The 24,026-nt window shown below is 65.4% G+C and carries 24 protein-coding genes; 9 read left to right on the top strand and 15 right to left on the bottom strand.

Features of this window, described 5'->3' with window-relative positions; all coding sequences use genetic code 11:
- The first annotated feature begins 5 nt into the window (after positions 1–5).
- A complete protein-coding gene (locus QWJ37_RS02090; protein ID WP_290243733.1) occupies positions 6–437 on the top strand; it encodes a hypothetical protein in 432 nt (143 codons plus the stop codon).
- Between the two features lie 68 nt (positions 438–505).
- On the opposite strand, the gene QWJ37_RS02085 is transcribed toward QWJ37_RS02090, so the two are convergent.
- A complete protein-coding gene (locus tag QWJ37_RS02085) occupies positions 506–2,404 on the bottom strand; it encodes an FAD-binding monooxygenase (RefSeq protein ID WP_290243730.1) in 1,899 nt (632 codons plus the stop codon).
- Between the two features lie 338 nt (positions 2,405–2,742).
- A complete protein-coding gene (locus QWJ37_RS02080; RefSeq protein ID WP_290243728.1) occupies positions 2,743–2,934 on the bottom strand; it encodes a hypothetical protein in 192 nt (63 codons plus the stop codon).
- A 337-nt stretch (positions 2,935–3,271) separates the two neighbouring features.
- Between QWJ37_RS02080 and QWJ37_RS02075 the strand changes: the two genes are divergently transcribed.
- Positions 3,272–3,613, top strand: coding sequence for a YnfA family protein (locus QWJ37_RS02075; protein ID WP_290243726.1), 342 nt, complete (start codon positions 3,272–3,274; stop codon positions 3,611–3,613).
- 185 nt (positions 3,614–3,798) lie between these two features.
- Here QWJ37_RS02075 and QWJ37_RS02070 read toward each other — a convergent pair whose 3' ends face one another.
- Both QWJ37_RS02070 and QWJ37_RS02065 read right to left on the bottom strand, forming a co-directional pair.
- On the bottom strand, positions 3,799–6,198 hold the full coding sequence (locus QWJ37_RS02070; RefSeq protein WP_290243724.1) for an excinuclease ABC subunit UvrA: 2,400 nt from the start codon (positions 6,196–6,198) through the stop codon (positions 3,799–3,801).
- An 88-nt stretch (positions 6,199–6,286) separates the two neighbouring features.
- On the bottom strand, positions 6,287–6,688 hold the full coding sequence (locus QWJ37_RS02065) for a hypothetical protein (protein WP_290243723.1): 402 nt from the start codon (positions 6,686–6,688) through the stop codon (positions 6,287–6,289).
- A gap of 112 nt (positions 6,689–6,800) precedes the next feature.
- Here QWJ37_RS02065 and QWJ37_RS02060 point away from each other — a divergent pair, with 112 nt between their 5' ends.
- The 5 genes from QWJ37_RS02060 to QWJ37_RS02040 all read left to right on the top strand — a co-directional run bounded on the left by QWJ37_RS02060 (position 6,801) and on the right by QWJ37_RS02040 (position 10,277).
- Positions 6,801–7,784: an alpha/beta hydrolase gene (locus QWJ37_RS02060; protein ID WP_290243721.1), complete on the top strand. Its 984-nt coding sequence runs from the start codon at positions 6,801–6,803 to the stop codon at positions 7,782–7,784.
- A 23-nt stretch (positions 7,785–7,807) separates the two neighbouring features.
- Positions 7,808–8,995, top strand: a complete 1,188-nt coding sequence (locus tag QWJ37_RS02055; protein ID WP_290243719.1) for a DUF4232 domain-containing protein — start codon at positions 7,808–7,810, stop codon at positions 8,993–8,995.
- An 83-nt stretch (positions 8,996–9,078) separates the two neighbouring features.
- Positions 9,079–9,357: a hypothetical protein gene (locus tag QWJ37_RS02050; RefSeq protein WP_290243718.1), complete on the top strand. Its 279-nt coding sequence runs from the start codon at positions 9,079–9,081 to the stop codon at positions 9,355–9,357.
- A 93-nt stretch (positions 9,358–9,450) separates the two neighbouring features.
- A complete protein-coding gene (locus tag QWJ37_RS02045) occupies positions 9,451–9,714 on the top strand; it encodes a hypothetical protein (protein ID WP_290243716.1) in 264 nt (87 codons plus the stop codon).
- A complete protein-coding gene (locus tag QWJ37_RS02040; RefSeq protein ID WP_290243715.1) occupies positions 9,711–10,277 on the top strand; it encodes a hypothetical protein in 567 nt (188 codons plus the stop codon). Before QWJ37_RS02045 ends, QWJ37_RS02040 begins: the two co-directional genes overlap by 4 nt.
- On the opposite strand, the gene QWJ37_RS02035 is transcribed toward QWJ37_RS02040, so the two are convergent.
- The 4 genes from QWJ37_RS02035 to QWJ37_RS02020 form a co-directional block, all read right to left on the bottom strand.
- Positions 10,264–11,109 (bottom strand): aldo/keto reductase, encoded by an 846-nt coding sequence (locus QWJ37_RS02035; protein WP_290243713.1) that lies wholly within the window; start codon positions 11,107–11,109, stop codon positions 10,264–10,266. The two genes, QWJ37_RS02040 and QWJ37_RS02035, sit on opposite strands and share 14 nt — an antisense overlap.
- A gap of 42 nt (positions 11,110–11,151) precedes the next feature.
- Positions 11,152–11,550, bottom strand: coding sequence for a cupin domain-containing protein (locus QWJ37_RS02030; protein WP_227902935.1), 399 nt, complete (start codon positions 11,548–11,550; stop codon positions 11,152–11,154).
- Between the two features lie 272 nt (positions 11,551–11,822).
- Positions 11,823–12,608, bottom strand: a complete 786-nt coding sequence (locus QWJ37_RS02025) for a hypothetical protein (RefSeq protein WP_290243711.1) — start codon at positions 12,606–12,608, stop codon at positions 11,823–11,825.
- 418 nt (positions 12,609–13,026) lie between these two features.
- Positions 13,027–13,830, bottom strand: coding sequence for a MerR family transcriptional regulator (locus QWJ37_RS02020; protein WP_290243709.1), 804 nt, complete (start codon positions 13,828–13,830; stop codon positions 13,027–13,029).
- Positions 13,831–13,966: 136 nt separating this feature from the next.
- Here QWJ37_RS02020 and QWJ37_RS02015 point away from each other — a divergent pair, with 136 nt between their 5' ends.
- Both QWJ37_RS02015 and QWJ37_RS02010 read left to right on the top strand, forming a co-directional pair.
- Positions 13,967–15,301 (top strand): sensor histidine kinase, encoded by a 1,335-nt coding sequence (locus QWJ37_RS02015; RefSeq protein WP_290243707.1) that lies wholly within the window; start codon positions 13,967–13,969, stop codon positions 15,299–15,301.
- A 43-nt stretch (positions 15,302–15,344) separates the two neighbouring features.
- Positions 15,345–16,004, top strand: a complete 660-nt coding sequence (locus tag QWJ37_RS02010) for a response regulator transcription factor (protein WP_227928312.1) — start codon at positions 15,345–15,347, stop codon at positions 16,002–16,004.
- Positions 16,005–16,068: 64 nt separating this feature from the next.
- On the opposite strand, the gene QWJ37_RS02005 is transcribed toward QWJ37_RS02010, so the two are convergent.
- From QWJ37_RS02005 to QWJ37_RS01975, 7 genes are all read right to left on the bottom strand, one after another.
- Positions 16,069–16,695 carry a GntR family transcriptional regulator gene (locus QWJ37_RS02005; RefSeq protein ID WP_290243703.1) on the bottom strand — a complete coding sequence of 209 codons (627 nt, stop codon included), beginning with the start codon at positions 16,693–16,695 and terminating at the stop codon, positions 16,069–16,071.
- Positions 16,696–16,743: 48 nt separating this feature from the next.
- Positions 16,744–18,213: an FAD-dependent tricarballylate dehydrogenase TcuA gene (gene tcuA, locus QWJ37_RS02000; protein WP_290243700.1), complete on the bottom strand. Its 1,470-nt coding sequence runs from the start codon at positions 18,211–18,213 to the stop codon at positions 16,744–16,746.
- A 66-nt stretch (positions 18,214–18,279) separates the two neighbouring features.
- The gene (locus QWJ37_RS01995; protein ID WP_290244818.1) at positions 18,280–19,071 is read right to left on the bottom strand and encodes an N-acyl homoserine lactonase family protein; all 792 of its coding nucleotides are present in this window, start codon (positions 19,069–19,071) and stop codon (positions 18,280–18,282) included.
- Positions 19,072–19,073: 2 nt separating this feature from the next.
- Positions 19,074–19,967, bottom strand: a complete 894-nt coding sequence (locus QWJ37_RS01990) for an NAD(P)-dependent oxidoreductase (protein ID WP_290243698.1) — start codon at positions 19,965–19,967, stop codon at positions 19,074–19,076.
- A 9-nt stretch (positions 19,968–19,976) separates the two neighbouring features.
- Positions 19,977–21,464 carry an aldehyde dehydrogenase gene (locus QWJ37_RS01985; protein ID WP_290243696.1) on the bottom strand — a complete coding sequence of 496 codons (1,488 nt, stop codon included), beginning with the start codon at positions 21,462–21,464 and terminating at the stop codon, positions 19,977–19,979.
- Complete coding sequence (locus QWJ37_RS01980; protein WP_290243694.1) at positions 21,457–22,710, bottom strand: alpha/beta fold hydrolase; 1,254 nt, start codon at positions 22,708–22,710, stop codon at positions 21,457–21,459. Before QWJ37_RS01980 ends, QWJ37_RS01985 begins: the two co-directional genes overlap by 8 nt.
- Entirely contained in the window at positions 22,707–24,026 is a 1,320-nt protein-coding gene (locus QWJ37_RS01975) for an MFS transporter (protein WP_290243692.1), read from the bottom strand. Before QWJ37_RS01975 ends, QWJ37_RS01980 begins: the two co-directional genes overlap by 4 nt.

Raw genomic sequence — 24,026 nt, 5'->3', positions numbered from 1 at the left:
AAAGCATGACCGCTGAAAGTGCTGCCCAGCGCAACCTGAAAGAATCGCAGATCCTTGCCCGGAAAATAGATCTGCTGCTGGACGTCATGGTGACCGCCGAGGGCAGGCCCTATGAGTTCCAGGACATTCAGTCGGCGTTGGCGGAACAGGGCGTCAAACTTTCCCGCACCCGCTGGCACCACATTAAGACCGGGGACACCACCGTCCGGCAGCCCAGGGAAGTAATCGCTGCGCTGGCGGAGTTTTTCGACGTCAACCCGGAGTACCTGCTTCACGCCGACGGGCCCGTCCCCGAGCGGATCCAGCATGAGCTGGAGCTCCTGGCAGCCATGCGGCGGGCCAAGGTGAAGGAATTCGCCACCCGCACCCTGGCCGAAGTGGACAACAAAACCCTGGACGCCATCGCGGCACTCCTGGACGATTCGGCGAAGTACTAAACCGCGGCAGTACGACGACGGCGGCACCCGCCCGGGTGCCGCCGTCGTCGTACTGCCGCGGAGACGCCTTAGTGCTGGGCCTGCCGGGCGGGCAGCAGCGGGGCGAAGAAGTCTGCCAGTTCGGCGGTCGCCCCCAGCGGCAGCACATTGGCCACGTACTGGTCCGGGCGGACCACCACTACGGCGCCGTCCCGGGAAATGCCGCGCTCGGTGAAGATGTCCGAGGCCGGATTCAGGCCGTAGACCTTGGACAGGTCAGTGAGCTGGAACGGACCGACCTGCGGCTTGAACACCGCAGGCACCTTGTTGATGTCAATGCCCGCGTGTTCCTGCTGGTAAATGACCTTCACATCAAACCAGGCGTCGCGGTCCGAGCCGGCGGGCATGGCGGCCAGCGGTGAATCCGGTGCGGTGTCCAGCCACTCCGCCAGCTCGGTGACGGCCGAGGGTGCGCCCGCAGCGGCAGCGTCAGCGAAAACGTAGATCCGCCAGCGGCCGTCCGCCGTCGCCTGATGGCCCAGGTGTACCGGGTTGGTGTCGCAGACCCGTTGCACCATGGCGGACTTGAAGCGCTTGCCGATCGGGAAACCGGACGCCAGGTCCTGGTGGGCGGGTTCGGCGATGAGCATGGAGGGCGTGTACTGCGTCATAAAGCCGGCCGGGAACTCGGCGGTGCGGACGTAGAAGTCCTCCAGATCCGAGGGGTTCTCGAACTCCTCGGGCTTCTTCGCCATGAGGGTGGACCATTCCTTGTCGAAATCAATGAGGTTTTTGGCCACCACCTGCCGCTCGGCGGAGTAGGTGGAGAGCAGGGCCTCCGGGCTGCGGCCGTCCAGCACGTGGCCGAGCTTCCAGCCGATGTTGAAGCCGTCCTGCATGGAGACGTTCATGCCCTGCCCGGCCTTGGCGCTGTGTGTGTGGCAGGCGTCGCCGGTGATGAACACCCGCGGGGTGCGGGTCCCCAGGTCCTCGGGCAGTACGTCGTCGAACCGGTCGGTGAGCCGGTGACCCACCTCGTAGACGCTGTGCCAGGCGACGTTGCGGACGTCCAGCGTGTAGGGGGCCAGGATGGAGTTGGCCGTGGCAATGATCTGGTCAATGGTGGTTTTGCGGACCGCACCGTTGTCATCCTCGGGGACCACACCCAAGTCCACGTACATGCGGAACAGGTGCCCGCCCTCGCGCGGGATGAGCAGGATGGATCCGCCGTTGGAGGACTGGATGGCGCACTTGGTGCGGATGTCCGGGAAATCGGTGTTGGCGAGGATGTCCATCACGCCCCAGGCGTGGTTGGCCTTGTCGCCCTCCAGGGTGCAGCCGATGGACTGGCGGACCTGGCTGCGCGCGCCGTCGGCACCCACCACGTACTTGGCCTTCACCGTGCGCTCGGTGCCCTCCTTCGGACCCGCGGTGTGCAGGAGGGTGACGGTGACCGGGTACTCGGCGGCGTCGTCGACCTCCAGGCCGCGGAACTCGAAGCCGTAGTCAGGCGCCATGCGGGTGGGGGCGTTGGCCATGACCCGGGCGAAGTAGTCCAGCACGCGGGCCTGGTTGACGATCAGGTGCGGGAATTCGCTGATCCCGTGCGGATCATCCAGGGCGCGGCCGGAGCGGACAATGTTTTCCGGGTTTTCCGGGTCGGGGCGCCAGAAGCACATCTCGCTGATGCGGTAGGCCTCGGCGGTGATTTCCTCGGCGAAGCCGAAGGCCTGGAAGGTTTCCACGCTGCGGGCCTGGATGCCGTCCGCCTGGCCAATGGCCAGCCGGCTGTCCCGGCGCTCGACAATCCGGGTGGTGATGTTCGGGAACTGGGACAGCTGCGCCGCCGTGAGCATACCGGCCGGTCCGGTACCCACAATCAGCACGTCCACCTCCTCGGGCAGCGCGGCCGGGCGGTCGACGCCGGTGCCTGCGGCCGGCTGAATGCGCGGGTCTCCGGATACGTAGCCGTGATGGTGGAACTGCACGGGTGTCCTCACTTCGTTGTGCCAGTAGTGCCGCCGCCCGGGGTGTTCGCAATGTGAACAAAAGTTCGTTAGTCGAGCGTGCGCGGTGTCAATACTCTACGGGAGGCATGACACAGGTCACAACCGGCGGCTTTCGGAGTCCTTTCATCGCTTTCGCAGACGCCCGGCGGAACTGGCCTGGCGGGATTCCGGGGCGTGGGGAGCCGGTGGGTACCCGGCGGAACCGGCCGATGGGATTCCGGGGGGGGTGGGGAGCCGGTCGCTACCCGGTGGGACCGGCCCGGTGGGATTCCGAGCCAATCGCTACCCGGCAGGTCTTCACCTCCGCTCCACCAGCGTCAGCCGGACGGTTTGTCCCCTGCCCGGCAGGAACCGCACTCCCGCCGCCCCTCGGCGCCCTCCGCTTCCACCACCAGCAGGCCCGACGGGTTGAAGTCCCAGGTCCGCCGGACAATCTGGCATGGCCGGGTGTGGAACACCCAGCCGGACTTCATGACGTACACCTGCCCCGGCCCCAGCTGCGGCGGCACGCCCCCGCCGCCCTTTGCGCCCGCCGGTCCGTTCCCGGTACCGGGCTGTCCAATATCTCCGTAAATTCGCGCTCTGTCCCCCATGCAGCAGATCATCCCCCTCGGGTCTGACAATTTGCCGTGAACGGGCGCGCACCCCATCTTCCGGTGCGTACCGGCCCCGGCATCAGGCCGCATGCGGGCAGGTCGGCGTCCGACCGGTCACCTCAGTGCCGCAGTACCGCCTGCGGGCCGGTCGGCGCCGGACCGGTCACTCAGAGCCGCAGTACCGCAGTACCGCCTGCGCATCGGTGCCTTGGCGGGCCGGCATCGGACCGGGTACGGCAGGATGGATGCCATGACCATTGCAAAGACCGTGCTGCTGTTCGGGCTGGCCGCGGCAGCGGAAATCGGCGGCGCCTGGCTGATCTGGCAGGCCGTCCGGGAGGACCGCGCCTGGTGGTGGGCCGGACTGGGCGCGATGGCCCTGGGCCTCTACGGGTTTGTCGCTACACTGCAGCCGGACGCGAACTTCGGCCGGATTCTTGCAGCCTACGGCGGTGTGTTTGTGGCCGGTTCGCTGGTCTGGGGCATGGTCTTTGACGGTTTCCGGCCCGACCGGTGGGACATCACCGGCTCGCTCATCTGCCTGGCCGGAGTGGCAGTGATCATGTTCGCCCCGCGCAGCCCTGGAGCCTGACCGCCCGTCCACGCCCGGGAAATCCGGACAGTTTGCGAAAAACCGACCACTTTGGGAGAAACCGACCAGCTAAAACTGGCCGAATTTCCTTAAAGTGGCAGGAACTTCCCAAACCGGCAGCAGAAATCCCCGCCGGGCAGCGGAATCCCAAACCGGCAGCAGAATCCCCGCCGGGCAGCAGAAACCTACCCCGCCACGTACGCCGCCAGGTGCTCCCCGGTCAGGGTGGACCCATCCGCCACCAGGTCCGCCGGGGTTCCCTGGAAGACAATCGTGCCGCCGTCGTGTCCGGCGCCGGGCCCCAGGTCGATGATCCAGTCCGCGTGTGCCATCACGGCCTGATGGTGCTCAATCACAATCACCGATTTACCCGCATCCACCAGCCTGTCCAGCAGGGCCAGCAACTGCTGGACGTCGGCCAGGTGCAGGCCCGTGGTCGGCTCGTCCAAGACAAAAACGGATTCCTTGCCGCCCATGTTCGTGGCCAGCTTCAGCCGCTGCCGTTCCCCGCCGGAGAGCGTGGTCAGCGGCTGGCCCAGGCGCAGGTAACCCAGCCCGACGTCGGCCAGCTGGGTCAGGATCCTATGCGCAGCCGGGGTGCGGGCCTCGCCCTCGCCGAAAAAGTCCCGAGCATCGGCGACGGAGAGGGCCAGCACCTCGGCAATATTCCTGCCGCCGAACCGGTATTCCAGCACGGAAGCCTGGAACCGGCGGCCCTCGCAGGTTTCGCAGACGGATTCCACTGTGGCCATCACGCCCAGCTCGGTGTAGATCACTCCTGCTCCGTTGCAGGTGGGGCAGGCTCCTTCGGAGTTGGAGCTGAACAATGCCGGTTTAACCCCGTTGGCCTTCGCGAAGGCTTTGCGGATCGGTTCCAGCAGTCCGGTGTACGTGGCGGGGTTGCTGCGCCGGGAGCCGCGGATGGGACTTTGGTCCACGGTGACCACACCCTCGCGCCCGGACACGGACCCGTTGATCAGCGAGCTCTTACCCGAGCCGGCCACCCCGGTGAGGACCGTGAGAACACCCAGCGGGATGTCGGCGTCGACGTTGCGCAGGTTGTTGGCGTCCGCGCCCCGAACCTCAAGGAACGAGGACGGTATCCGCACCGAATCCTTCAGCCGCGCCCGGTCCCCGAGGTGCCGGCCGGTCAGGGTTCCGCTCTCCCGCAGCCCCTCCAGCGGTCCCGCATAGGTCACCGTGCCGCCCCCGCTGCCGGCGCCGGGTCCCAGATCCACCACATGGTCGGCAATCGCGATGGTCTCGGGCTTGTGCTCCACCACCAGCACCGTGTTGCCCTTGTCCCGCAGCTGCAGCAGCAACCGGTTCATCCGGGCAATGTCATGCGGGTGCAGGCCAATGGTGGGTTCATCGAAAACATAGGTGACATCGGTCAGCGAGGACCCCAGGTGCCGGATCATCTTGGTCCGCTGTGACTCTCCGCCGGAGAGCGTTCCCGAAGGCCGGTCCAGCGACAGGTAGCCGAGCCCGATCTCCGCGAACGCGTCCAGCAGGTGCTGCAGTCCGGCCAGCAGCGGGGCCACCGACGGTTCCTTCAGGCTGCGGACCCACGCGGCCAGGTCGCTGATCTGCATGGCGCACACGTCGGCAATGTTCAGGCCCCCGATTTTCGACGAGCGCGCCTCAGGTGCCAGCCTGGTTCCGTCGCAGTCCGGACAGGTGCTGAAGGTGATGGCCCGTTCCACAAAGGCGCGGATGTGCGGCTGCATGGATTCGGGGTCCTTGGACAGCATGGACTTCTGGATTTTGGGGATCAGTCCTTCATAGGTGAGGTTAATGCCGTCCACCTTGATCTTGGTGGGTTCCTTCCAGAGCAGGTCATGCAGCTCCCGTTTGCCGAACTTCGCAATCGGCTTGTCCATATTAAAGAACCCCGAGCCTGCGAAGATCCGCCCGTACCAGCCGTCCATGCTGTAACCGGGAATGGTGATGGCGCCTTCGGCCAGGGACTTCGCGTCGTCGTACAGGGCCGTGAGGTCAAAGTCGGTGACCGCCCCGGTGCCTTCGCAGCGCGGACACATTCCGCCCAGACGGTTGTAGACAGCCTTCTCTGCGCGGGTTTTTCCCTCGCCGCGCTCCACCGTGATGGCGCCGGTGCCCCGCACGGAGGGCACGTTGAACGAGTAGGCATTGGGCGGGCCGATCTGCGGCTGCCCGAGCCGGCTGAACAGGATACGCAGCATGGCATTGGCATCCGTGACGGTGCCCACGGTGGAGCGCGGGTTGGAGCCCATCCGTTCCTGGTCCACGATGATCGCCGTGGTCAGCCCTTCCAGCAGGTCCACTTCCGGTCTGGCCAGCGAGGGCATAAAGCCCTGCACAAACGCACTGTAGGTCTCGTTGATCAGCCGCTGGGATTCGGCGGCAATGGTGCCGAACACCAGCGAGCTCTTTCCTGACCCGGACACCCCGGTGAAGACGGTCAGCCGCCGCTTGGGAATTTCGATGCTGAGGTCCTGCAGGTTGTTCACCCGGGCGCCCTGCACCCGGATCACGTCATGGCTGTCCGCGGCGTGCACCTCCGCCGTCGTTGTGCTGTCTGTGCTTGTGGTTCCCGCGCTCATTGCCCGCTCCGTCCGTCGGTTCGATTCTGCCCCGTGCACGGTGGCCGGGCAACGCCTTACGACGACGGCGGCTGGCCGGCGCGGGCGGTCAGGCCTGCTGCCCCAGGGCTATGAGCACCCAGGGCGCCGCCCAGAGCAGGAACATACCCAGCAAACCCCAGGCGCCCGCCTTGGGACTCCCGCTGCGGGCGCCGACCACGAGCAGGATGATGCCCAGGCTCAGCCCCGCAGCCCATCCCGGACCCATCCACACGGCTGCACCCGTCCAGCCGTCGATCTCCAGCGTGAGCCGGAAGAGGGCGAACGCCGGCAACAGGGTCAGCAGGAAACAGGTGATGCCCAGCCCCAGCGCGATGCCGCCGGACCAGCCCAGCCTTCCGGATCGCTCGGGTGCACCCGAGATTCCCGGCTGCTCCGGCTGTGCGGGCGCGGCTGTCCTGCGTGTATCCGTCCTATTTCCCGGCAGATCCTGCGGGTCATCCTTCGCCATTCCGGCCCTTCCAGTCGCGGGTGCTTTCCCGGGACTCTACCGTGTTAACTACACCCGCCCCGCCGGATCCGGCATCGGGCGGAGCAGGATTCCGGCACCAAAGGGCATCGCCATGGCAAAGCTTGATCTGCGGGTACGGCTGCTCGGCAGGGTACTGAAGCGGTTTTCGGTGGCCGGCAAAAGCGAGGCGCGGATTCGCGCGGAACAGAAACTGTCCGTCCGGCACAACCCCGTGACGGACTTTATGCTGGGCGGCCTCGCTGCCGGAGTGGACGTTATCAATGACACCGCCGCAGGCTCCGGAGCCCGGATTCCCGTCCGGATTTACCGTCCTGCGCAAAACGCGGAAACCCTGCCGCTGGTGGTGTTTATGCACGGCGGCGGCTGGACCTTCGGAACCCTGAACGTCTACGACGGCATCGCCAGCACCATTGCCCGGGACGCGCGCGCCGTCGTCGTTTCCCTGGCATACCGGCTGGCCCCCGCGCATCCCTGGCCCGCCGCGGTCGAGGACTGCTACGCCGCAATGCTGGAGGTGTCCGAACGCGCCGCGGAATGGGCGGCGGACGCCCGCCGGCTGGCGGTGGTGGGCGACAGTGCCGGCGGCAATCTGGCAGCGGTCCTGACCCTGTTGGCGCGGGACCGCTCCGGACCTGCGCTCTCCTTTCAGGGTCTGGTGTACCCGGCCACCGACCTGACCATGGGCAGCGCTTCGATTGAGGAAAATGCCAACGCGCCTATGCTCACCAAGCAGGACATGCTCCGCTACCGCAGTCTTTATGCCCCGCAGGCGGAGGATTACACCAACCCGTGTGCTTCCCCGTTGCTGGCTCCGGACCACAGCAGGCTGCCGCCGGCACTGATCCAGGTGGCCGAACACGATCCCCTCCGCGACGACGGGCTGCGTTATGCCGATGCGCTGCGGGCTGCGGGCGTGCCGGTCCGGGTGACCACGTACGTGGGGATGCCGCACGGTTACCTGGGCTTCCCCCGCGTGTTCCGCAGCGCCCCGCAGGCGCTGGCCGAACTCGCTGCGGAGCTACACCGGCATCTGGCTCCGGAGAATGTGCTGCATCCGCGGGCCGAGGGCGCTTGAGGAAGGTCAGGTACGCTCCCGCCATGGGGAAAACAGTAGTAAAACCGCTTCTTTTGCCGGCTGCCGTGGCGCTGCTCTGGCTGCTTTCGGGCTGGGGGTATGAGGCGCTGCTGACGGCCGGCAACGGCAGAATACCGGTATGGCTGGCGGCCGTGGTTGCCCCCGACACCATGCCGGTCCGTATCCGCTCGCTGCTGGACGGGCCGGCTTTGGTCCTCGCGGCCCCGCTCTCGGCTCTGGCGGTATCGGCTCTGACCCTGGCACTGCTGCCGGCAGGCACCGGGGCAGGCAGGCCGGCGCGCGGCACGCTGTTCCTGGCCAGCTGGATGAGCGTGGTCCTGGCAGCCGTGGCCGGCTCAGCGGTGCTGGCTACGGCAGGCATCCTCGCGGCATGGCCGTTGGGCCGGGTGCAGTGGATCTTCGACATGCTCAGCCCCTCGCTGCTGACCGGCGCGTACTGGGGAGTGAGCTGGGGCTGGATGCCTGCGCTTCTTGCCGTCTACCTGCGTCCCCGGCGGGAGGACGGCCACCGGGACGACGAGGGCGGCCACCGGGCCGACGACGGCGGCTACGGTGCCGCAGGTGAGGCCACTTCCCCGGGGCGGCAGCGGGCATGGGCACTGGGCGCCTTCGCCCTTTTCTCGGTTGCCCTGCTGGTGACCCTGCCGCTCACCGCCCGGGATTCCTCCCAGCCGGCACCGGTCCCGGAGAGCACCCCCACTCCGGAGCCGACGGTCTACGGCGCGGAAGCGGTGGCTGCCGCGGTCTCGGAGATCGATCCGCAATGGTGCACCGGCGATGAAGTGGCAGTGTCCATCGGCGGCTGGGATGCGGCCACCGGACACCGCGGCGCCCGGATCACCCTGGAAAACACCGGCACCCGGACCTGCACCGTACAGGGGTACCCGGATCTGGATTTTGAAAGCAGCGACGGCTGGGTCATGGGCATCACCGCCGTCCATGGCGGCTCCATGATGACCGAGGATGCCGGGGCAGATACGGTGACCCTGGCACCGGGCGCGGAAGCCACGGCGTCCATCGGCTGGCGCGGCACCGCCGGGGCGGACATGGTCCGGGTGGGGACGCTGCTGGTGGCACCCTATGCGGGAACCTTGCGGCAGGAGCTGGAAGCGGATATTGATCTGGCGGAGCCCGGGTTCCTGACAGTCACGGCCTGGACACCCGCCGGAGGAGAGGCATCAGCCGGCTAAATTCGCGGTCACGCACTGCGTATGCCGGCCTGGCCTGCACCCTTGCCGTGGCTGGCAGGCGCGGACGCGGTCAGGCTCTGCCGGTGGCCATCACGCCGGCCACGGAGCGCGAGGACATGATGGATCCGGCCGAAAGCCAGGACATCACCGCCAGCACGGACAACGTCGATCCGACGGCCAGCACCGAGCCAAAGGACCCGATCGATCCAATGGAGCAGGCCGAGCCCACACTGCCGATCGACAGCACGGAGTTCTTCGATCCGATCGAGAGCACGGACCCTGATGACCACAGTGACAACACTGAACTCTCCACGCTGGTTCTCCTTCGCAAGGCCCCGGAAGCATTCATTTTTGAAGGATAGCTGCGCCCGGACCATCCTGTCCGCTGAAACCTGCCTGCCGAAAAACGTCAATTCCTTATTGACAGAGTGGAATTGTCAACGTCTAATTGACGCATGAAAACCTACCGCCGGTACCTCATCGGCATGGCCGCCGTGTTTCTTCTGCTGGGGTTTGTCCTCGGCGGAATGTCCATGCTTCTCGATCTGACCAGTTTCTTCAAAGGCATGTGCCAGGGAGCCTCGGTAATGCTGATTGTCTGCGCCACCTACATCGGGGCCCGGCACCTCTGGTGGGGCTCCGCGAAGCGGGACGACGCAGGCGCCACGTGGCTGCCGTCCCGCGAACAGAACCAGGCGGACGGGGCGGACCGGCCGTGACGGATTCACCCTCCGCGGACCCTGCCGCCCCCGGGAGTGACCTGCAGGAACAGATCGGCGCGCTGATCCTCGGCAGCTATGACGACGCCGGAACCCTCACCGAGGAGGATCATCTGGCCCTGGTCCGCCGGGCCGGCGCCGCGGAGCGCGCCAGCCAGCAGCTGCAGCACCGTGCGGTGGCCGCAGCCCGCAGCGCCGGCATCAGCTGGGCCGCGCTCGGCCGTGAGCTGGGCATGACCCGGCAGGCCGTGCAGCAGCGTTTTGGTTCCCGGACGCAGGGTCCCGCATCCGGGCCGCAGGAACGCTGGCTCGGCCCGGTAACGGCCTTTGACGAACTCGCCGAGCTGGACGCTGCCGGCCGGCTGGGGTGGCGCACCATCGGCGTCGATCTGCTGCGGCACCGGATGCTGCGCACCGACACCCAGTGGGAGCACCGCCGGGTACTGTGGACGCGGCCTGCCCATCACTTCGAGACCGAGGGCTGGCAAGTGGGCAGCCGTTCCTTCCCCTGGCTCTACCTGGTCCGGGACCTGCACATTCCTCCGGAACCTACTCCATTCTGACTCCGCTGAGCCGGGCCACTGCTTCCGGGTCGCGGTGGTCGAAAAAGAGTGAATGCCCGGTATCCAGATCTGCGATGGCGGCCATTTCCTGCGGGCTGAGTTCGAAGTCGAACACCTGCAGGTTCTCGGCCATCCGGTCCGGCCGCACTGACTTGGGGATCACCACAATCCCCCGCTGGATCAGCCAGCGCAGCACAACCTGGGCAACGGACTTCCCGTGTCCGGAGGCCACGGCCGTCAGCGTAGGATCCGAGAAAAGGTTGTTCTTCCCTTCCGCAAACGGAGCCCAGGATTCATGCCGCACGCCGCGATCCGTCATCAATTGGTTCTCGACGGCGCGCTGGTAGAAGGGGTTCGTTTCAATCTGGTTTACCGCCGGGACCACGTCATTGTGCATGATCAGGTCCACCAGCCGGTCCGAGCCGAAGTTCGAAACCCCGATGGCGCGGGCGGCGCCGTCGTTATAGAGCTGTTCCATCACCCGCCACTCGCCGTAAACGTCGCCGAAGGGCTGGTGGATCAGATAGAGGTCCACGTATTCGGTGCCAAGGTTCTGCAGTGAGGTCTCAAAGGCCCGGCTGGTGGTGGCTTCCCCGTTGTCCTGGATCCACAGCTTGGTGGTGATGAAAAGTTCGTTGCGCGCAATGCCGCTCTTCTGCACGGCACGCCCCACCGCGTCCTCGTTCCGGTAGGCCGCCGCGGTGTCCAGTGAGCGGTAACCGGCGGCCAGGGCATTGGTGACGGCTTCTTCGGTCTGGTCCGGCGGGACCTGGTACACGCCGAAACCCAGGATCGGCATTTCCACGCCGTTGTTCAGGGTGATGTATTCCATCGGGTTGTCCTTTCGGTGGCGGTTCCTGCAGCTGCCGGCGGCCTAACGCGCGCTGTATTCCACGTCGGTGACCTGTTCTCCCCATTCGGCCTCGGGCCCCACCGGCGGCGCCTCCCACATGGCCAGATGCGTCATAAAACTGTCCGGTCCGGCGCCGTGCCAGTGCCACTCCCCCGGCGGTGTGTACACGGTGTCTCCGGGCCGCATGTGGACAACGAGTCCTCCGTAGGACTGGATCAGCCCGTACCCCTCGGTCACATGCAGGGTCTGCCCCACGGCATGTGAATGCCACGCAGTGCGGGCGCCCGGGGCGAAATGAACCCAGTTGACCCGCATCCGGGACGGGGACGGCCTCGGTGCGGCAAGTACTTCAAACCAGACGTCGCCCGTGAACATATTGGCGGGTCCCTTGGTGCTGGGCTGGCGTGGTTCCAGTTGCATGGCATCTCCCTGCCGGTGGGTGGGAACGGCTTCACTCAGAGCGGTTTCGCGCGGCACCGGACGGGATTCAAACCGCCGGACCGGCCTGCGGCCGCAAACCTGATGTCGACATTACAAGGGCTACTGGCGATGCGGGAGGGGAAAGCCCCGCTGCGCCGTTATGCCCCGCAGGAAGAGCGGCAGCCGGGGGCGGGCGAGACCCGCCGCTCCGGCTGCCGTGTTCCCCTGCCGGTGCTCCGGCCGGAGATATCCCGGCCGGCGAAACACCGGGCTTAGCCGTGGCGGCCGCGGGGCATGAGGGTCAGCGCGATGACCACAACACCGGCCGCCAACGTGCCCAGGCCAAGGACCGCCATCCCGACAGGGAAGCCGCTTTCTTCGATGCCGGTGTAGGCCAGCGCACTGGCGCAGGGCTGAACAGTGTTACCGCTGACGGGGTCCACCAGAGCGCCGTCAGGTCCCGTGGTGGGCACCGGAAGCCCTGCCGCTTCGGCAGCTGCAATGGCGGCTGCGGCGTCCGGGCAGGTGCAGTTGGCTGCACCTCCGCCGCCGGCAGCAGCGCCCCCGCCCTGCGAGGCGGTGCCGGTGGGACTGGTTGTCGGTGCGCCAGTGGTCGGATCCGTTGTCGGTGCCCCCGTCGTGGGATCCGGCGTCGGTGCCCCCGTGGTCGGATCCGGCGTCGGCGTCCCCGTGGTCGGATCCGGCGTCGGCGTCCCCGTGGTCGGATCCGGCGTCGGCGTTGCGGTAGTCGGCGTGGGGACCGGCGTATCCGTGGTGGGACAGGGGGTGGGGGCGGGCGAGGTGGTGGGCGGTGCGTCCGAGCAGCCGTTGGCCAGGAACTGTGCGGCCCGGACAGGGTCCTCGCGCCATGTCGCGCTTCCGCTGTAGCCCTCAAACGGCGGCACTATGTCCCCCTGGTGGCTGTCATGGCCGTTGCCGCCAAACACGCTGGACGTACTCACGGATTGATAGTTGTAGACACCCTCCGGCTGGCCCTGCGGGTGGTGGCAAATATTGACTTTGCCGGCACCCAGGTTGGGGGACGTTTGCGTCGGCATGCTCACTGCCTGTGCCGCTCCGGCAATTCCAAGGAAAGCGAGCACAAAAACTGCTAGGAAACTCAGGACACGGAGTTGGCGGATTTGTTTCATGGCGGTGATGCTCCTGCCGACGAGGGTGCGCTTCGTCGGCCGTACCCACCGAACGGCAGGCATGGCCGGATGCAGGCCCGGCGGGGAATGGACACAACGCCAACGTAAGGGAGTGGTCCGTTCCGGTAATCCGCCTGCCTGGCAGTGGTGTCAGATACCGGGTGAATTGCTGCTAGCTGGACCGAGCCTACGCAGCGCCTAAGTACCGGAATAGGGTGTTTACCGATACTGGTTCAGGTAGTTCCGAATTTTTCCGCAGGTATGGGGCTGCTGTCTTCCAGCCGGATCCCGCGGGCCGGCGCTCTCCCACCGGCCCGCGGCTGCCTTACGGCCGTTCCACCGGCTGCTGCAGCTCGGTCACCCAGTTTTGCTGGTCCTCGGTGTCTGAGCGCAGGTACACCTCCCGGCACGGACCCGAAGGTGCGAAACCGCGGGCAATAATCTCCGCGTGCACCGCCTGCCAGCTGTCACCGATCCGATCCATGGAACCCAGATGCACTCCGCAAATGGCGGCAGGGACCGCGGGCAGGTCCACCGTGAGCAGGTCCCCTGGCACCTCCGCGGAGACGGTGAAACCCACCACAATGTCCATTCCGTCCTCGCCCATGGCGTACTGGGCAACCGGGGTTCCGAGGGTTCCTCCGGCGGACGTCAGGGCAGCGCCGACGGCGTCGAACAGCGGTCCGACGACGCCGGCCACCTCCGGCTGTTCGGCGACGGCGGCGGTACGCGCCGCCAGGCGGAGGGCGGGCAGGGGCTTGGAGATGATTTCGATCTGAGACATGGCATTTTCCTTTTCGATGAGGCGGAGCCTGCGCTCCACGTCGGCGAGCCTGGCGGTGGCCGTCCGCTGTTCGTTCTCCACTTCGGCACGCCGGATGCGCAGCAGCTGCGCAATCCGGCCGGCGTCAACGCCGGCGTCGAGTATGGAGGCAATGTCCTCCAGGCCGAAACCGAGCTGGCGGAGAGCAACGATCCGGTGCAGCCGTTCCAGCTGCGCGGGATCGTAGGAACGGTAACCGCTGAACCCATCCACGTGGGCGGGAACGAGCAGCCCGGAGGTGTCCCAATGCCGCAGCATGCGGTGGGTTACCTGCCCGATCTGCGCGAACGCTCCGATGGATAACATGCTTCAGTTCTCTTCTCTGTCACTGTGTCAGGGTCAAGTATCGCCTCCGATCGGCTTCATAACGGGGGTTTTCCCTACCCCGGCCCGGCGGCGCGCCCGGTGTCCGCAGGCCTCCGGGCACCGGCAGACTTGGATCATGACGCAATCACTGCCCGCCGCCTCCCGCCGAAACGGCGTCCCGGCCCTCTTCCGCGGGGAAACCTGGCGCGCTTTCGGCTATCACTGGATTTCCCTGGTGCTGACACCGCTCGCCTTTACCTACGCAGTGGCCACCGTGTCCCTTGGCGCCTCGCTGGCGTTCACCTGGGCCGGACTCGTGATTCCGGCGGCCATGATTGTGGGTGCCCGCGGCTGGGGCAGCCTCAACCGCAGCCTGGCGCGACACCTGCTGGGCACCGATCTGCAGGCGCCGGTGCCGTTTACACCCCGCCGCGGTTTCGTCGGCTTCCTCCGCAGCGGGCTGACTGACGGGGCCGGCTGGCGGGCGATTGTGCATATGGAGGTCTCTTTTGTCCTCTCGCTGATCGCATTCACCTTCAGCACCACGTTCCTGGCGCTAGGGCTCGGCGGCGTCACGCACTGGTTCTGGTACCGGTTCATCCCGCTGCAGCAAAGTGCCGACGGTTCATGGCACCGGGGCACCCAGGTCTTCCCCGAGGTTTATGCCGACACCCCCATGTGGCAGTGGATCTATGCGGGCGCCGGGCTGCTGATCCTGTTCTTCGTCTGGCCCTGGGTCAACAACGTCACCGCCCGGCTGCAGGCCCTGCTGGCTGCGGCGCTGCTGACACCGACGGCTTCAAGCCTGCGGGTGCGCGAACTCGAGCAGTCCCGCAGCGCTTCCGTTGACGACGCCGACGCCCGGCTGCGGCGGATTGAACGCGACCTCCATGACGGCACGCAGGCGCAGCTGGTGGCCATCGCCATGAAGGTCGGTGATGTCCGCGAGCGGCTCGCCGCCGGGGACACCGCCCCGGAGGTCCTGGCCCTGCTGGACAGCGCCAACGGCACCGCGAAGGAAGCCCTGACTGACCTGCGCGGCCTGGCCCGCGGCATCCGTCCCGCCGCCTTGGAGGATGGGCTGGACACGGCGTTGGAAACCCTGGCTGCCGGTGCCGCCCTGCCCGTCGCGGTGACCTACGCCCTGGGCCGCCGTCCGGACCCGGCCATCGAAGCCATTGCCTATTTCTGCGCGGCGGAGCTGGTGACCAACGCCGTCCGCCACGCCCGTGCCACCCGGATCGACATCAGCGTCACTGCGCACAACGACGGCGAGGGGCTGCTGCTGACCGTCACCGATGACGGACGCGGCGGCGCCGCCGTCGGCCGCCGTACCGCCGCAGGCACCCGCACCGGTCTCGCCGGACTGCAGGAGCGGGCCGGATCGGTGGACGGCTGGCTGGAGATCGACTCCCCGGCGGGCGGGCCCACCCGGGTCAGCGTGGAGCTTCCGCTATCTTCAAAGGCATGATTCTGGCGCACCCCGACCTCCCCTGCCCTGCCGCGGCTGCCGCATGAGGATAGCGCTGGCCGAAGACTCCACCCTGCTGCGCGTTGGCCTGACCGAGCTGCTTACCGGTCGGGGACACCAGGTGGGCACCGCCGTCGACAATGCCGCGGACCTGATCGCCGCCCTGAACGGCGCGGACGGCGGCGAGTTGCCCGACGTCGTGGTGCTGGATAACCGGATGCCGCCCACCTTCACCAACGAGGGCATCCGGGCAGCACTGACGCTGCGTCGCACCCATCCGGGCGTGGGTGTGCTGGTGCTGTCGCAGTATGTGGAGACACGGTATGCCGCGGAGCTGCTGGCGGGTACTCCTGCCGGCGTCGGGTATCTGCTCAAGGACCGGGTGGCCGACGTCGGTGATTTCCTTGATGCCCTGACGCGGCTGGCGCGCGGTGAGACGGTGCTGGATCCCGAGGTGGTGCAGCAGCTGATGGGCGCCTCCCGGCACCGTTCGGACCTGGACCGGCTGACGCCGCGGGAGACGGAGGTGCTTGAGCTGATGGCGCAGGGCCGCACCAATGCCGCCGTCGGCAGCACCCTGTTCCTCTCCGCCGGTGCGGTGGAAAAGAACATCACCTCCATCTTCGCCAAGCTGGGCCTGCAGCAGAGTCCGGCGGACCACCGGCGCGTGCTCGCGGTGTTGGCGTACCTGCAGTCGGCCTAGCCGGGACTTTTGTCAGCGCTGCCGACGACCCGGCGGCAGTGCGCCCGCAACGCACCGCAGCGGGCTATGCGTCACCCTCGGCGTACATCTGCATGCGGACCTCCCGGGCACCACTCATATGCTTTTCGGCGATCTCCCGTGCCCTCAGGGAATCCCGGGCGTCGATCGCGTCCAGCAGCACGTTGTGCTCTTCAAGAACCTCCTGCCAGCGGTTCTCGTACTCAAGAGTCGTTGTGGGGTATCGGACAAGGTGCACGTTAAGCCGGTGAAGCATATCGATGAGTGTTGGACTGTGGCTCGCTGCCCAGACGGCTTCGTGGAAGTGCCGATTGGACTCCGCCCGTGCGTGGGGGTCGGACCCGATGGCCTCCATCTCTGACTGCGCGGCCCGCAGACGGCGGCGGTCGAGTTCCGTAGCCCGTTCCGCCGCCGCCCGTGCCGCAGCGCCTTCCAACGTAATGCGGACATCGTAGATATCGATGATCTCTTCGGGACTGGTCTCGCGCACCTGAACACCCCGGGGAAGCCGCTCAACCAACGACTCCACCTCAAGCCGCTGCAACGCTTCCCGGATGGGCGTACGGGAAGTGCCGTACTCAGTAGCGAGGTTGGACTCACTCAACTGCTCGCCCGGTTTTATGCGCCCTTTAACGATGGCTTCACGAATCGACTCGTAAACATTTGTAGCCATTGGCACCCCCTTCAAGTCACATCGATTATCCACCCCCAGGTCGACCGGTCAGGCAATCATGCCTGCACGACGTCCGAACACCATGCCGGCGGTGAGTCCGGAACCTCCCGGGTAGTTGCCGGAGAAAAGTCCACCCAGAGCTTCTCCGCAGGCAAAAAGGCCGGGGATGGGTGCACCTGTTTCATCGAGCACCCTTCCGTGCAGGTCGCCCTTCAGCCCGCCAAAGGTGAAAGTGATGCCGCATGTAACCGGATAGGCGTAAAAGGGGCCGGTTTCAATCGGGGACGCCCAGTTCGATTTGAGCGGCTCCGTCAGGGAAACACGGCCGTCGAGCACCGTCGGGTCGAAGGGAACGTTGCGGTCGATTGCTGCGTTGAAGGTCTCCACGGTGGAAACAAGTGCCGCAGGGTCGACGCCCATCGCATGTGCAAGGCCTTCGATTGTATCGGCGGTATGGACCCCGATACCTGGCATGTCGTACTCCTCTGTACGCAGCATCGGCCGAAGCGTGGCATCAAAAATCTGCCAGGCTACCGAGCCCGGCTGCCGGAGGATCTCACGGCCGTACTTGGCATACGTGTAGTTGCGGAAGTCGGCGCCTTCGTCGAGGAACCGTTTCCCGTTGCGGTTTACGATGATGCCCAGCGGATAACTCTGCCGTGTGAGCCGATTGGTGAGTTCGCGGTTTGACTCGTTCTGCTCGGCTTCTGCGTCCCATTGAACCGAGTGGCATGTGGACCAGTCGCCGCCCTTCGCCGCACCGATCTCAAGGGCCGCGGTGATCATGTCGCCCTCGTTGTACGGCGTTCCCCGCACTTTGGCGTTCTCCCACCCCGCGCCAAGATGCTCCCTGCGAAGCTCAGGGCTGGATTCGAATCCGCCGGAGGCAATGATGACACTCTCGGCATGGAACTCATGCCCGTTACCTTCGTCATCGGTGGCCCGGACACCTACGACCTTCCCCCTGTCCAGGATGAGCCCGGTGACGTGAATTCCGTAGCGCACCTCCGTGCCGAGTCGTTTTGCTACAGCCGTGTGATCGGCTACCAATCCTTCGCCTCCGCCCACGTTGCCGATGTGCAGGCCGCCCCAAAAAAGGTAGGTACCGTCCTCCCGGGCGTATGCCTGCCGTTCGTACATCAGACGGTATTTCAGGCCAAGGCCGTTGAGCCAGCGCACCGCATCATGGGATTCGCTGACAAGCACATCGGCCATGTCCCGGTCGGTCTTGCCGTCGGTGACCTTGATGAGATCGGCAAGGTAGTCATCGGTCGAGTATGGCGGCACCTCGGTGACCTCGTGGCGGTCATCGAACTCCACAAGGCCCTTCAGACTTGCCATGCCATCGTGGGCAATGCGGGTCGCTCCGGCGGTGTAGAAGCTGTTGCCTCCCGCCATGTCCTCCCGGCCGCGCTCGAGGACAACAACCTTGCGCCCCCTCTCAGAAGCAGCATGGGCACTCGAGAAGGCGGCGTTGCCGCCGCCGACTACGATGACGTCAAAGGTAGCGGTGTTCATAAATGGTTCCTTTCAAAGCAGTAAAACAAGAGATCTTCAAAGCGGTACAACGGGAGGTCGAAGCTGCTACTCCCTCGGGGGAACCCGCAGACGAATAATGCGCGGGTCAGCTAGCTGTTCATGCCGGGAAACCACCAGGGGGTCGTGTCCCGGCACAATCGCGCCATCCCGCCCCGCCAGGGCCTGCAAGGTGTCGAAAGCCGCGTACATACGGTCAACCTGATGTACCGCCCCATACGGACGGTCATCTTCAAAGTTGGCGTAAAAGTGGGATGCGTCGGAGGCAAGCACGATGGGCCCACGGGAGGTTTCAATGCGCAGAACCTGGGTGCCGGCAGTATGCCCGCCCACAAGGTGTGCGGTGATTCCGGGAACAACCCCGACATCGCCATTGACCAGTTCGGCTCGTCCACTGTCCACGAGTTTCCGAAGGCTCAACAGATCGTTATCGGGCCTGAGATGCGAGTAGGCTCCCCGGTGGGAATAGGGACCTTCCCAGAATTCGAGCTCTGCCTGCTGGACCAGGATCCGGGCATTGGGGTAGGCATCCAGGTACCCCGTGTGGTCGTAATGCAAATGCGAGAGCACCACAACAGCCACGTCGCCGGCCGCGAAGCCCAGCACCCCCAGCAGTTCTATCGGCGATCCCAAGTAGGTCCGATGGCCGCGTCTTGTGGCCTCCTGTTGCGTGAAACCCGTGTCGAATACATAGGGCACTCCGTCTTGCACAATCACCCAGGTGAAGTAGTCGATAGGCCATCGCTCGTGACAGTCTTTGGCATAGCCGTGGAAATGCTCGCCCTTAAACGATTCGGTCCGGTAGGCATAGCGAAGCGCGTAGACTTCCGTTCCTTCCATCGTCACGCTCCGTAGGCCAGACCGCGGTCGGTCCAGCCCTCCCAGAGCTGTGCAATAGCGGAATAGTCCTTCCGCCCCAACCCGGTTCCGGAAGCAATGTCGTAAACAGTCTGTGCAGCCTGGGTCGCGAACAACGGGGTGCCGGAGCGCTGCGCCATCGCCAGCGCCAGGGTGGAGTCCTTGCGTGCTGCTTCCAGCGGCATCCCGCCGTCGAAGTCGCCCGCTGCCATGCGCTGCATGATGCGGTGGTTCAGGGGCCGCTGCAGGCCACCATCCTCGCGGTCCAGCATTTTCGCTATGTCGGTGAGTGCCACACCTTCGGCCCTGGCCATGGCAAACGCCTCGACGAGCACTACCATCACGGCATGGGCGACACCGTTGTTGACGACCTTCGCCGCCATACCGGCACCGAGCGCGCCGAAACGCTCCACGCCAGCGCCGCCAATTGCCTCCAGCACCGGTTGCACGTCGGCGAGGACAGCATCTTCTCCGCCGACCAGCAGTGTCGCCTTACCCTGTTCCATTTGCGCTACACCGGATAGCACTGCTGCGTCGATCACCCGCACCCCGGAGGGTTCCAACATTCGCTGCCACTCGCGCACGTCGTCCGGCAACACGGTGCTGGTCTCGATAACGGTGGCGCCCTCATGCAGGTGGGGGGCCAGCTGCTGCAGCACGCTACGGGAAATTGCGGGATTGGGCAGTGACACCACGATGACTGCTTCCGAGTCGAGCTTGATCAGGTCATCTGTTGCCTCTATTCCCGCGTGCCGCGAGGCCAGTTCCCGGCGTTCCGCCGAAATATCAAAGGCAACAACGTCAAAGGCGGTCGCAAGCCGAGTGGCAATGGGCAACCCCATCTGACCCAGCCCGATGAGTGCGATGCGGTCCTTCATGTTTTGCTCCTAAGCCTTGATTGCGAACGGGTCGCGGATATCGTCGGACAGGTCCATCAGCACGTTTTTGGTGCGCAGATACTCGTCGAGTGCTTCCAAACCGCGTTCGCGGCCGTAGCCTGACTGTTTTACGCCGCCAAACGGTGCCTGGGCGGCTGAATACCGGTAGGTGTTGATCCACACGGTGCCGGCGATCAGGTCCCTGGCGACTCGGTGGGCGCGTTGCACGTTCTGCGTCCAGAGGCCGGAGGCAAGGCCGAAATCAGTACCGTTCGCGATGGTCACAGCTTCTTCATCGCTGGAAAAGGTCGTGACAGCCAGGACAGGACCAAAGACTTCCTCCTGTGCCAGCCTGGAGTCCGGGGCCACGTTCGTGAAGATGGTCGGTTCCACGAAGGCACCCCCGGCAAGGGTGCCGTCCTTGGGGGCACCGCCTCCGGCAGCCAACTGCGCACCGTCAGTCTTGGCATCGGCAATCATTGAAAGAATCCGGTCGCGCTGGACGATGGAAGCAACGGGACCCATCTGGGTATCCGGATCCGTCGGGTCCCCGATGCGGATCTGGCGGGCAATCTCGGAAATGCGGGAGATCACCGTCTCCGCCACCGTCTCGTGCACGAGGAGCCTGGAGCCGGCAATGCAGGTCTGACCGCCGGCGGCGAAAATGCCGGCGATCACGCCGGGCACGGCACGGTCCAGATCGGCGTCTTCAAACACGATGTTGGCACCCTTGCCACCCAACTCCAGCGTCACGGGGACGAGGACGTCAGCAGCTGCGCGGGCAATTGCCTTGCCCGTCTCCACTGAACCGGTGAAAGAGATACGGCCTACGCGCGGATCCGTCGTGAGCGCCACACCGGCTTCCTTGCCTCCGGTGACGATATTGATGACACCCGGCGGGAACCCTGCCTCTTCCACAAGATCGGCAAGCCGCAGTGTTGTCAGAGGGGCGATTTCGCTGGGTTTAATGACGACGGTGCACCCGGCGGCGAGCGCCGGAGCCAGTTTGTTGGCGAGTAACTGCATGGGTGAGTTCCACGCCGTAATGAGGACCGCCACCCCAACCGGCTCCTTGCGGGTGTAGTCGAAGGTTTCCCAGGCATCCAAGGGGATGGTGTGCCCGTAGATCTTGTCCGCAGCTCCCGCAAAGAACCGGTAGTTCCGGACCGTGAAGCGTGCCTGGGTCGATGTTTCCCGCAATAGTTTGCCGTTGTCGGCGCTCTCCAAGCGCGCCAGGTCGTCCGCTTCTCGTTCGAGAATGTCGGCGAGCCGGTGCATCAGGCGGGCCCGCTCTGCTCCACTGGTGGTGCGCCAAGCCTCGAAAGCAGATTCGGCGGAAGCGAGGGCGTTGCTGACCTGCTCAGTGGCGGCATCGGCGACTTCGGCGAGCACCTCACCTGTCAAAGGACTGAGGACGGCAATCGTGCGTCCGGGTTCGTGTGCAATCCGCTCACCCCCGACCAGCATTCGGGTATCCGGAATGGTCGCTTTAACCACTTTTCTCTCCTATCAGGGACAACGCCCGTTCCAAGTGCGGGCGGAAGGCTGCCGGATGTTCGCAAATCGGGAAATGCCCGAGGCCGGGCATGGTCCAGTAGTGGGCCCCGTGGATCTTGCCGGCGGTTGCCTCCGACATTTCAGGAGTACACGAATAGTCGTATTCCCCGGTCATCATGATCACGGGACATTTGGCGGTGTCGATGTCGGCAACGATTTCCCGCCCGTCCCAGCCGCCGGAGTAAAAATCAATATCTCCGGCGAAGGTCCGGTGCCCGCCCTGGCCGTAGGTATGGAGAATCTGGCTGCGCATGGATGCAGGAGCGGCGGGTCCGATGAGTCCGTCGATCCATTCGGGTACAAAGAGCATCTCGTTGACCTCATGGTGGCCGGCCCACGGGGTGACACGGCCTGGGACGTGATCCGATGCCTCACAGGCTATGACTCCGCCGAGACGTTCGGGCGCGCGGTGGGCCATCATCAGGCAGGCTTCCCCCGCCATTGAAGCGCCCAGCAGGATGGGACGATCAAGATCAAGCGCCCCAATAACCGACAGAATCGACTCCGCGTAGCGTTCCGGCGTCAGCGTCCAGGAACCTATGGGACCGGGCAATTGCGCTGAGCGCCCGTGCCCGGGCAAGTCGAATGCGTAGACCGGGTGGCGGCTTGTCAGTTCGATATCCGACATCAGCGGATGCGCCTGCCGCCCGTCTGCGCCGGCTGTATGCAGCAGCAGGATCGGCGCACCCGTTCCAGTCCCTGCACGTTCGACGTAGAGGTCCGTTGAGGAGCCCTCCAAAGTCGTTGACACATAAAACGCCTCGATCCGGCTGCGGTCGATCCGGGGGTCGGCTGCCCGCTCTACCGGCGCGTCAACAACGCCTCGGGCTATTTCAAGCAGCCGCCGAATAATGTGGGCATGCTGCGCGAAGAGCAATTCCTCCCCGTCGATGCGCACCCCCGGGACGCGCATGCGCATGGCTAGGAAATGGTGCATGGTTGCCGCAGGTGCCCGCGACAACAATTGCGCCCACGCGTCCGAGGGGGCCATCAGGGTGAGGTCAGGTGCACCATCGGTGGGGCTCACGACGTCGTAACCGAGTTCCAGCGTCACGGCATTTGTGCCGTCGCTGAGCCCCAGCCGAAAGCTGGCATTCTGACGGAAAACCGTCAGCTGTTCGTCGAACTGTGCTGCCGCCGCCCAGCTGTCAATGCTCGTTGCGAGCGCTGCAAGGCCCTTCGTCACACCAAGTCTCCCTGGGCTACAGCCTTCCGCGATCGCTTTGCAGGCAATCCCTCGTCTTCGAACCTTCGGCCCGGCCGGGTGCCGATGTAGACGGCTACGAAGGTCAGGACCGACACGATGATCATGTATGGCGGAATGGAGGCAACGGCTCCCCATCCCAATCCGAGCAGCGCGGTAAAGATCAGCGGAGCAAATCCGCCGCCGAAAACGGCACCTACTGAGTACCCGAGTGACGCGCCGGAGTAGCGGACGCGCGGCGGGAAGAGCTCGGCGAACAGGGTCGCCATCGGGCCGTACATCAGGGGGTGGATAAGCCCAAGGCCAACAATGACAGTGATAAGAAGCGTCCCGGTTCCCGGAATTGCCTCGTTGATGAGGAAGAACGGGTAGGCGTAGGCCGCAAACAGCACAGCGCCCCAGAGGAACACTTTGCCGCGCCCCACCTTGTCGCTGAGTGCGGCGGCCAGGGGAATGGTGAATAGCTCCAGGAACCCGGCTGCCGCGACAATCCACAGGACGGACTGACGCTCCATCCCCAATGTGGTTGTGGCATACGTCAGCATGAAGGTTGCGAAGAAGTAGAAGCACACGAAGGGTGCCAAGCACATTGCAATGGCTAGCAGGATATTGACCGGGTGCTTCCGGATGGCCTCCAGGGCGGGGATTTTGGCGGGCTCTTCCTGTGCAGCGATGGCCTTGAACTCCGGGCTTTCGATCACGCTCAGCCGGATAAAGAGCCCCACCATCACCAGAACCGCACTGAAAAGGAACGGCACGCGCCAGCCCCACGCCATAAAGGAATCCCCGGGCATAAGAGTCACCAAGGCAAAAATGATGGTGGACAGCACCAGACCGGCCGGGCTGCCGGCCTGGGTCCAGCTCCCCGCCAATCCCCGCTTGCCCTTCTCTTCATGTTCCACCGACATGAGGACGGCGCCGCCCCACTCGCCGCCCACCGCGAAGCCTTGCAGCAGGCGCAGCAGGAGCAAGAGGATGGGTGCCGCGACGCCGATGCTTGCGTACGTCGGGAGGGCACCAATGAGGAACGTTGCCACACCCATGCCGACAAGGGAGTAGACGAGCATTTTTTTGCGGCCAAGCCGGTCACCGAAATGGCCAAAGACCACGCTCCCGATCGGCCGTGCCAGGAACCCTGCCGCGAACGTCCCAAATGCGGCAATGGTGCCCACCAGGGGGTCGAATGAGGGGAAGAAAAGAACATTGAATACGAGCGCGGCAGCAGTGCCGTATAGGTAAAAGTCGTACCACTCAATCGTGGTGCCCACGAATGAAGCCAGGATTACCTTGCGGGTCAT

The sequence above is a fragment of the Arthrobacter sp. YD2 genome, from assembly GCF_030410475.1.
Classification (GTDB): domain Bacteria; phylum Actinomycetota; class Actinomycetes; order Actinomycetales; family Micrococcaceae; genus Arthrobacter_B; species Arthrobacter_B zhangbolii.
This window is presented reverse-complemented; position numbering and strand designations above follow the sequence as displayed.

Bases quoted from the DNA above. Each gene is read 5' to 3' on its own strand.
- QWJ37_RS02090 (WP_290243733.1), top strand. From the start codon at position 6: ATGACCGCTGAAAGTGCTGCCCAGCGCAACCTGAAAGAATCGCAGATC.
- QWJ37_RS02075 (WP_290243726.1), top strand. From the start codon at position 3,272: ATGACCATTGCAAAGACCGTGCTGCTGTTCGGGCTGGCCGCGGCAGCG.
- QWJ37_RS02070 (WP_290243724.1), bottom strand. From the start codon at position 6,198: ATGAGCGCGGGAACCACAAGCACAGACAGCACAACGACGGCGGAGGTG.
- QWJ37_RS02065 (WP_290243723.1), bottom strand. From the start codon at position 6,688: ATGGCGAAGGATGACCCGCAGGATCTGCCGGGAAATAGGACGGATACA.
- QWJ37_RS02060 (WP_290243721.1), top strand. From the start codon at position 6,801: ATGGCAAAGCTTGATCTGCGGGTACGGCTGCTCGGCAGGGTACTGAAG.
- QWJ37_RS02055 (WP_290243719.1), top strand. From the start codon at position 7,808: ATGGGGAAAACAGTAGTAAAACCGCTTCTTTTGCCGGCTGCCGTGGCG.
- QWJ37_RS02045 (WP_290243716.1), top strand. From the start codon at position 9,451: ATGAAAACCTACCGCCGGTACCTCATCGGCATGGCCGCCGTGTTTCTT.
- QWJ37_RS02035 (WP_290243713.1), bottom strand. From the start codon at position 11,109: ATGGAATACATCACCCTGAACAACGGCGTGGAAATGCCGATCCTGGGT.
- QWJ37_RS02030 (WP_227902935.1), bottom strand. From the start codon at position 11,550: ATGCAACTGGAACCACGCCAGCCCAGCACCAAGGGACCCGCCAATATG.
- QWJ37_RS02025 (WP_290243711.1), bottom strand. From the start codon at position 12,608: ATGCCGACGCAAACGTCCCCCAACCTGGGTGCCGGCAAAGTCAATATT.
- QWJ37_RS02020 (WP_290243709.1), bottom strand. From the start codon at position 13,830: ATGTTATCCATCGGAGCGTTCGCGCAGATCGGGCAGGTAACCCACCGC.
- QWJ37_RS02015 (WP_290243707.1), top strand. From the start codon at position 13,967: ATGACGCAATCACTGCCCGCCGCCTCCCGCCGAAACGGCGTCCCGGCC.
- QWJ37_RS02010 (WP_227928312.1), top strand. From the start codon at position 15,345: ATGAGGATAGCGCTGGCCGAAGACTCCACCCTGCTGCGCGTTGGCCTG.
- QWJ37_RS02005 (WP_290243703.1), bottom strand. From the start codon at position 16,695: ATGGCTACAAATGTTTACGAGTCGATTCGTGAAGCCATCGTTAAAGGG.
- tcuA (WP_290243700.1), bottom strand. From the start codon at position 18,213: ATGAACACCGCTACCTTTGACGTCATCGTAGTCGGCGGCGGCAACGCC.
- QWJ37_RS01995 (WP_290244818.1), bottom strand. From the start codon at position 19,071: ATGGAAGGAACGGAAGTCTACGCGCTTCGCTATGCCTACCGGACCGAA.
- QWJ37_RS01990 (WP_290243698.1), bottom strand. From the start codon at position 19,967: ATGAAGGACCGCATCGCACTCATCGGGCTGGGTCAGATGGGGTTGCCC.
- QWJ37_RS01975 (WP_290243692.1), bottom strand. From the start codon at position 24,026: ATGACCCGCAAGGTAATCCTGGCTTCATTCGTGGGCACCACGATTGAG.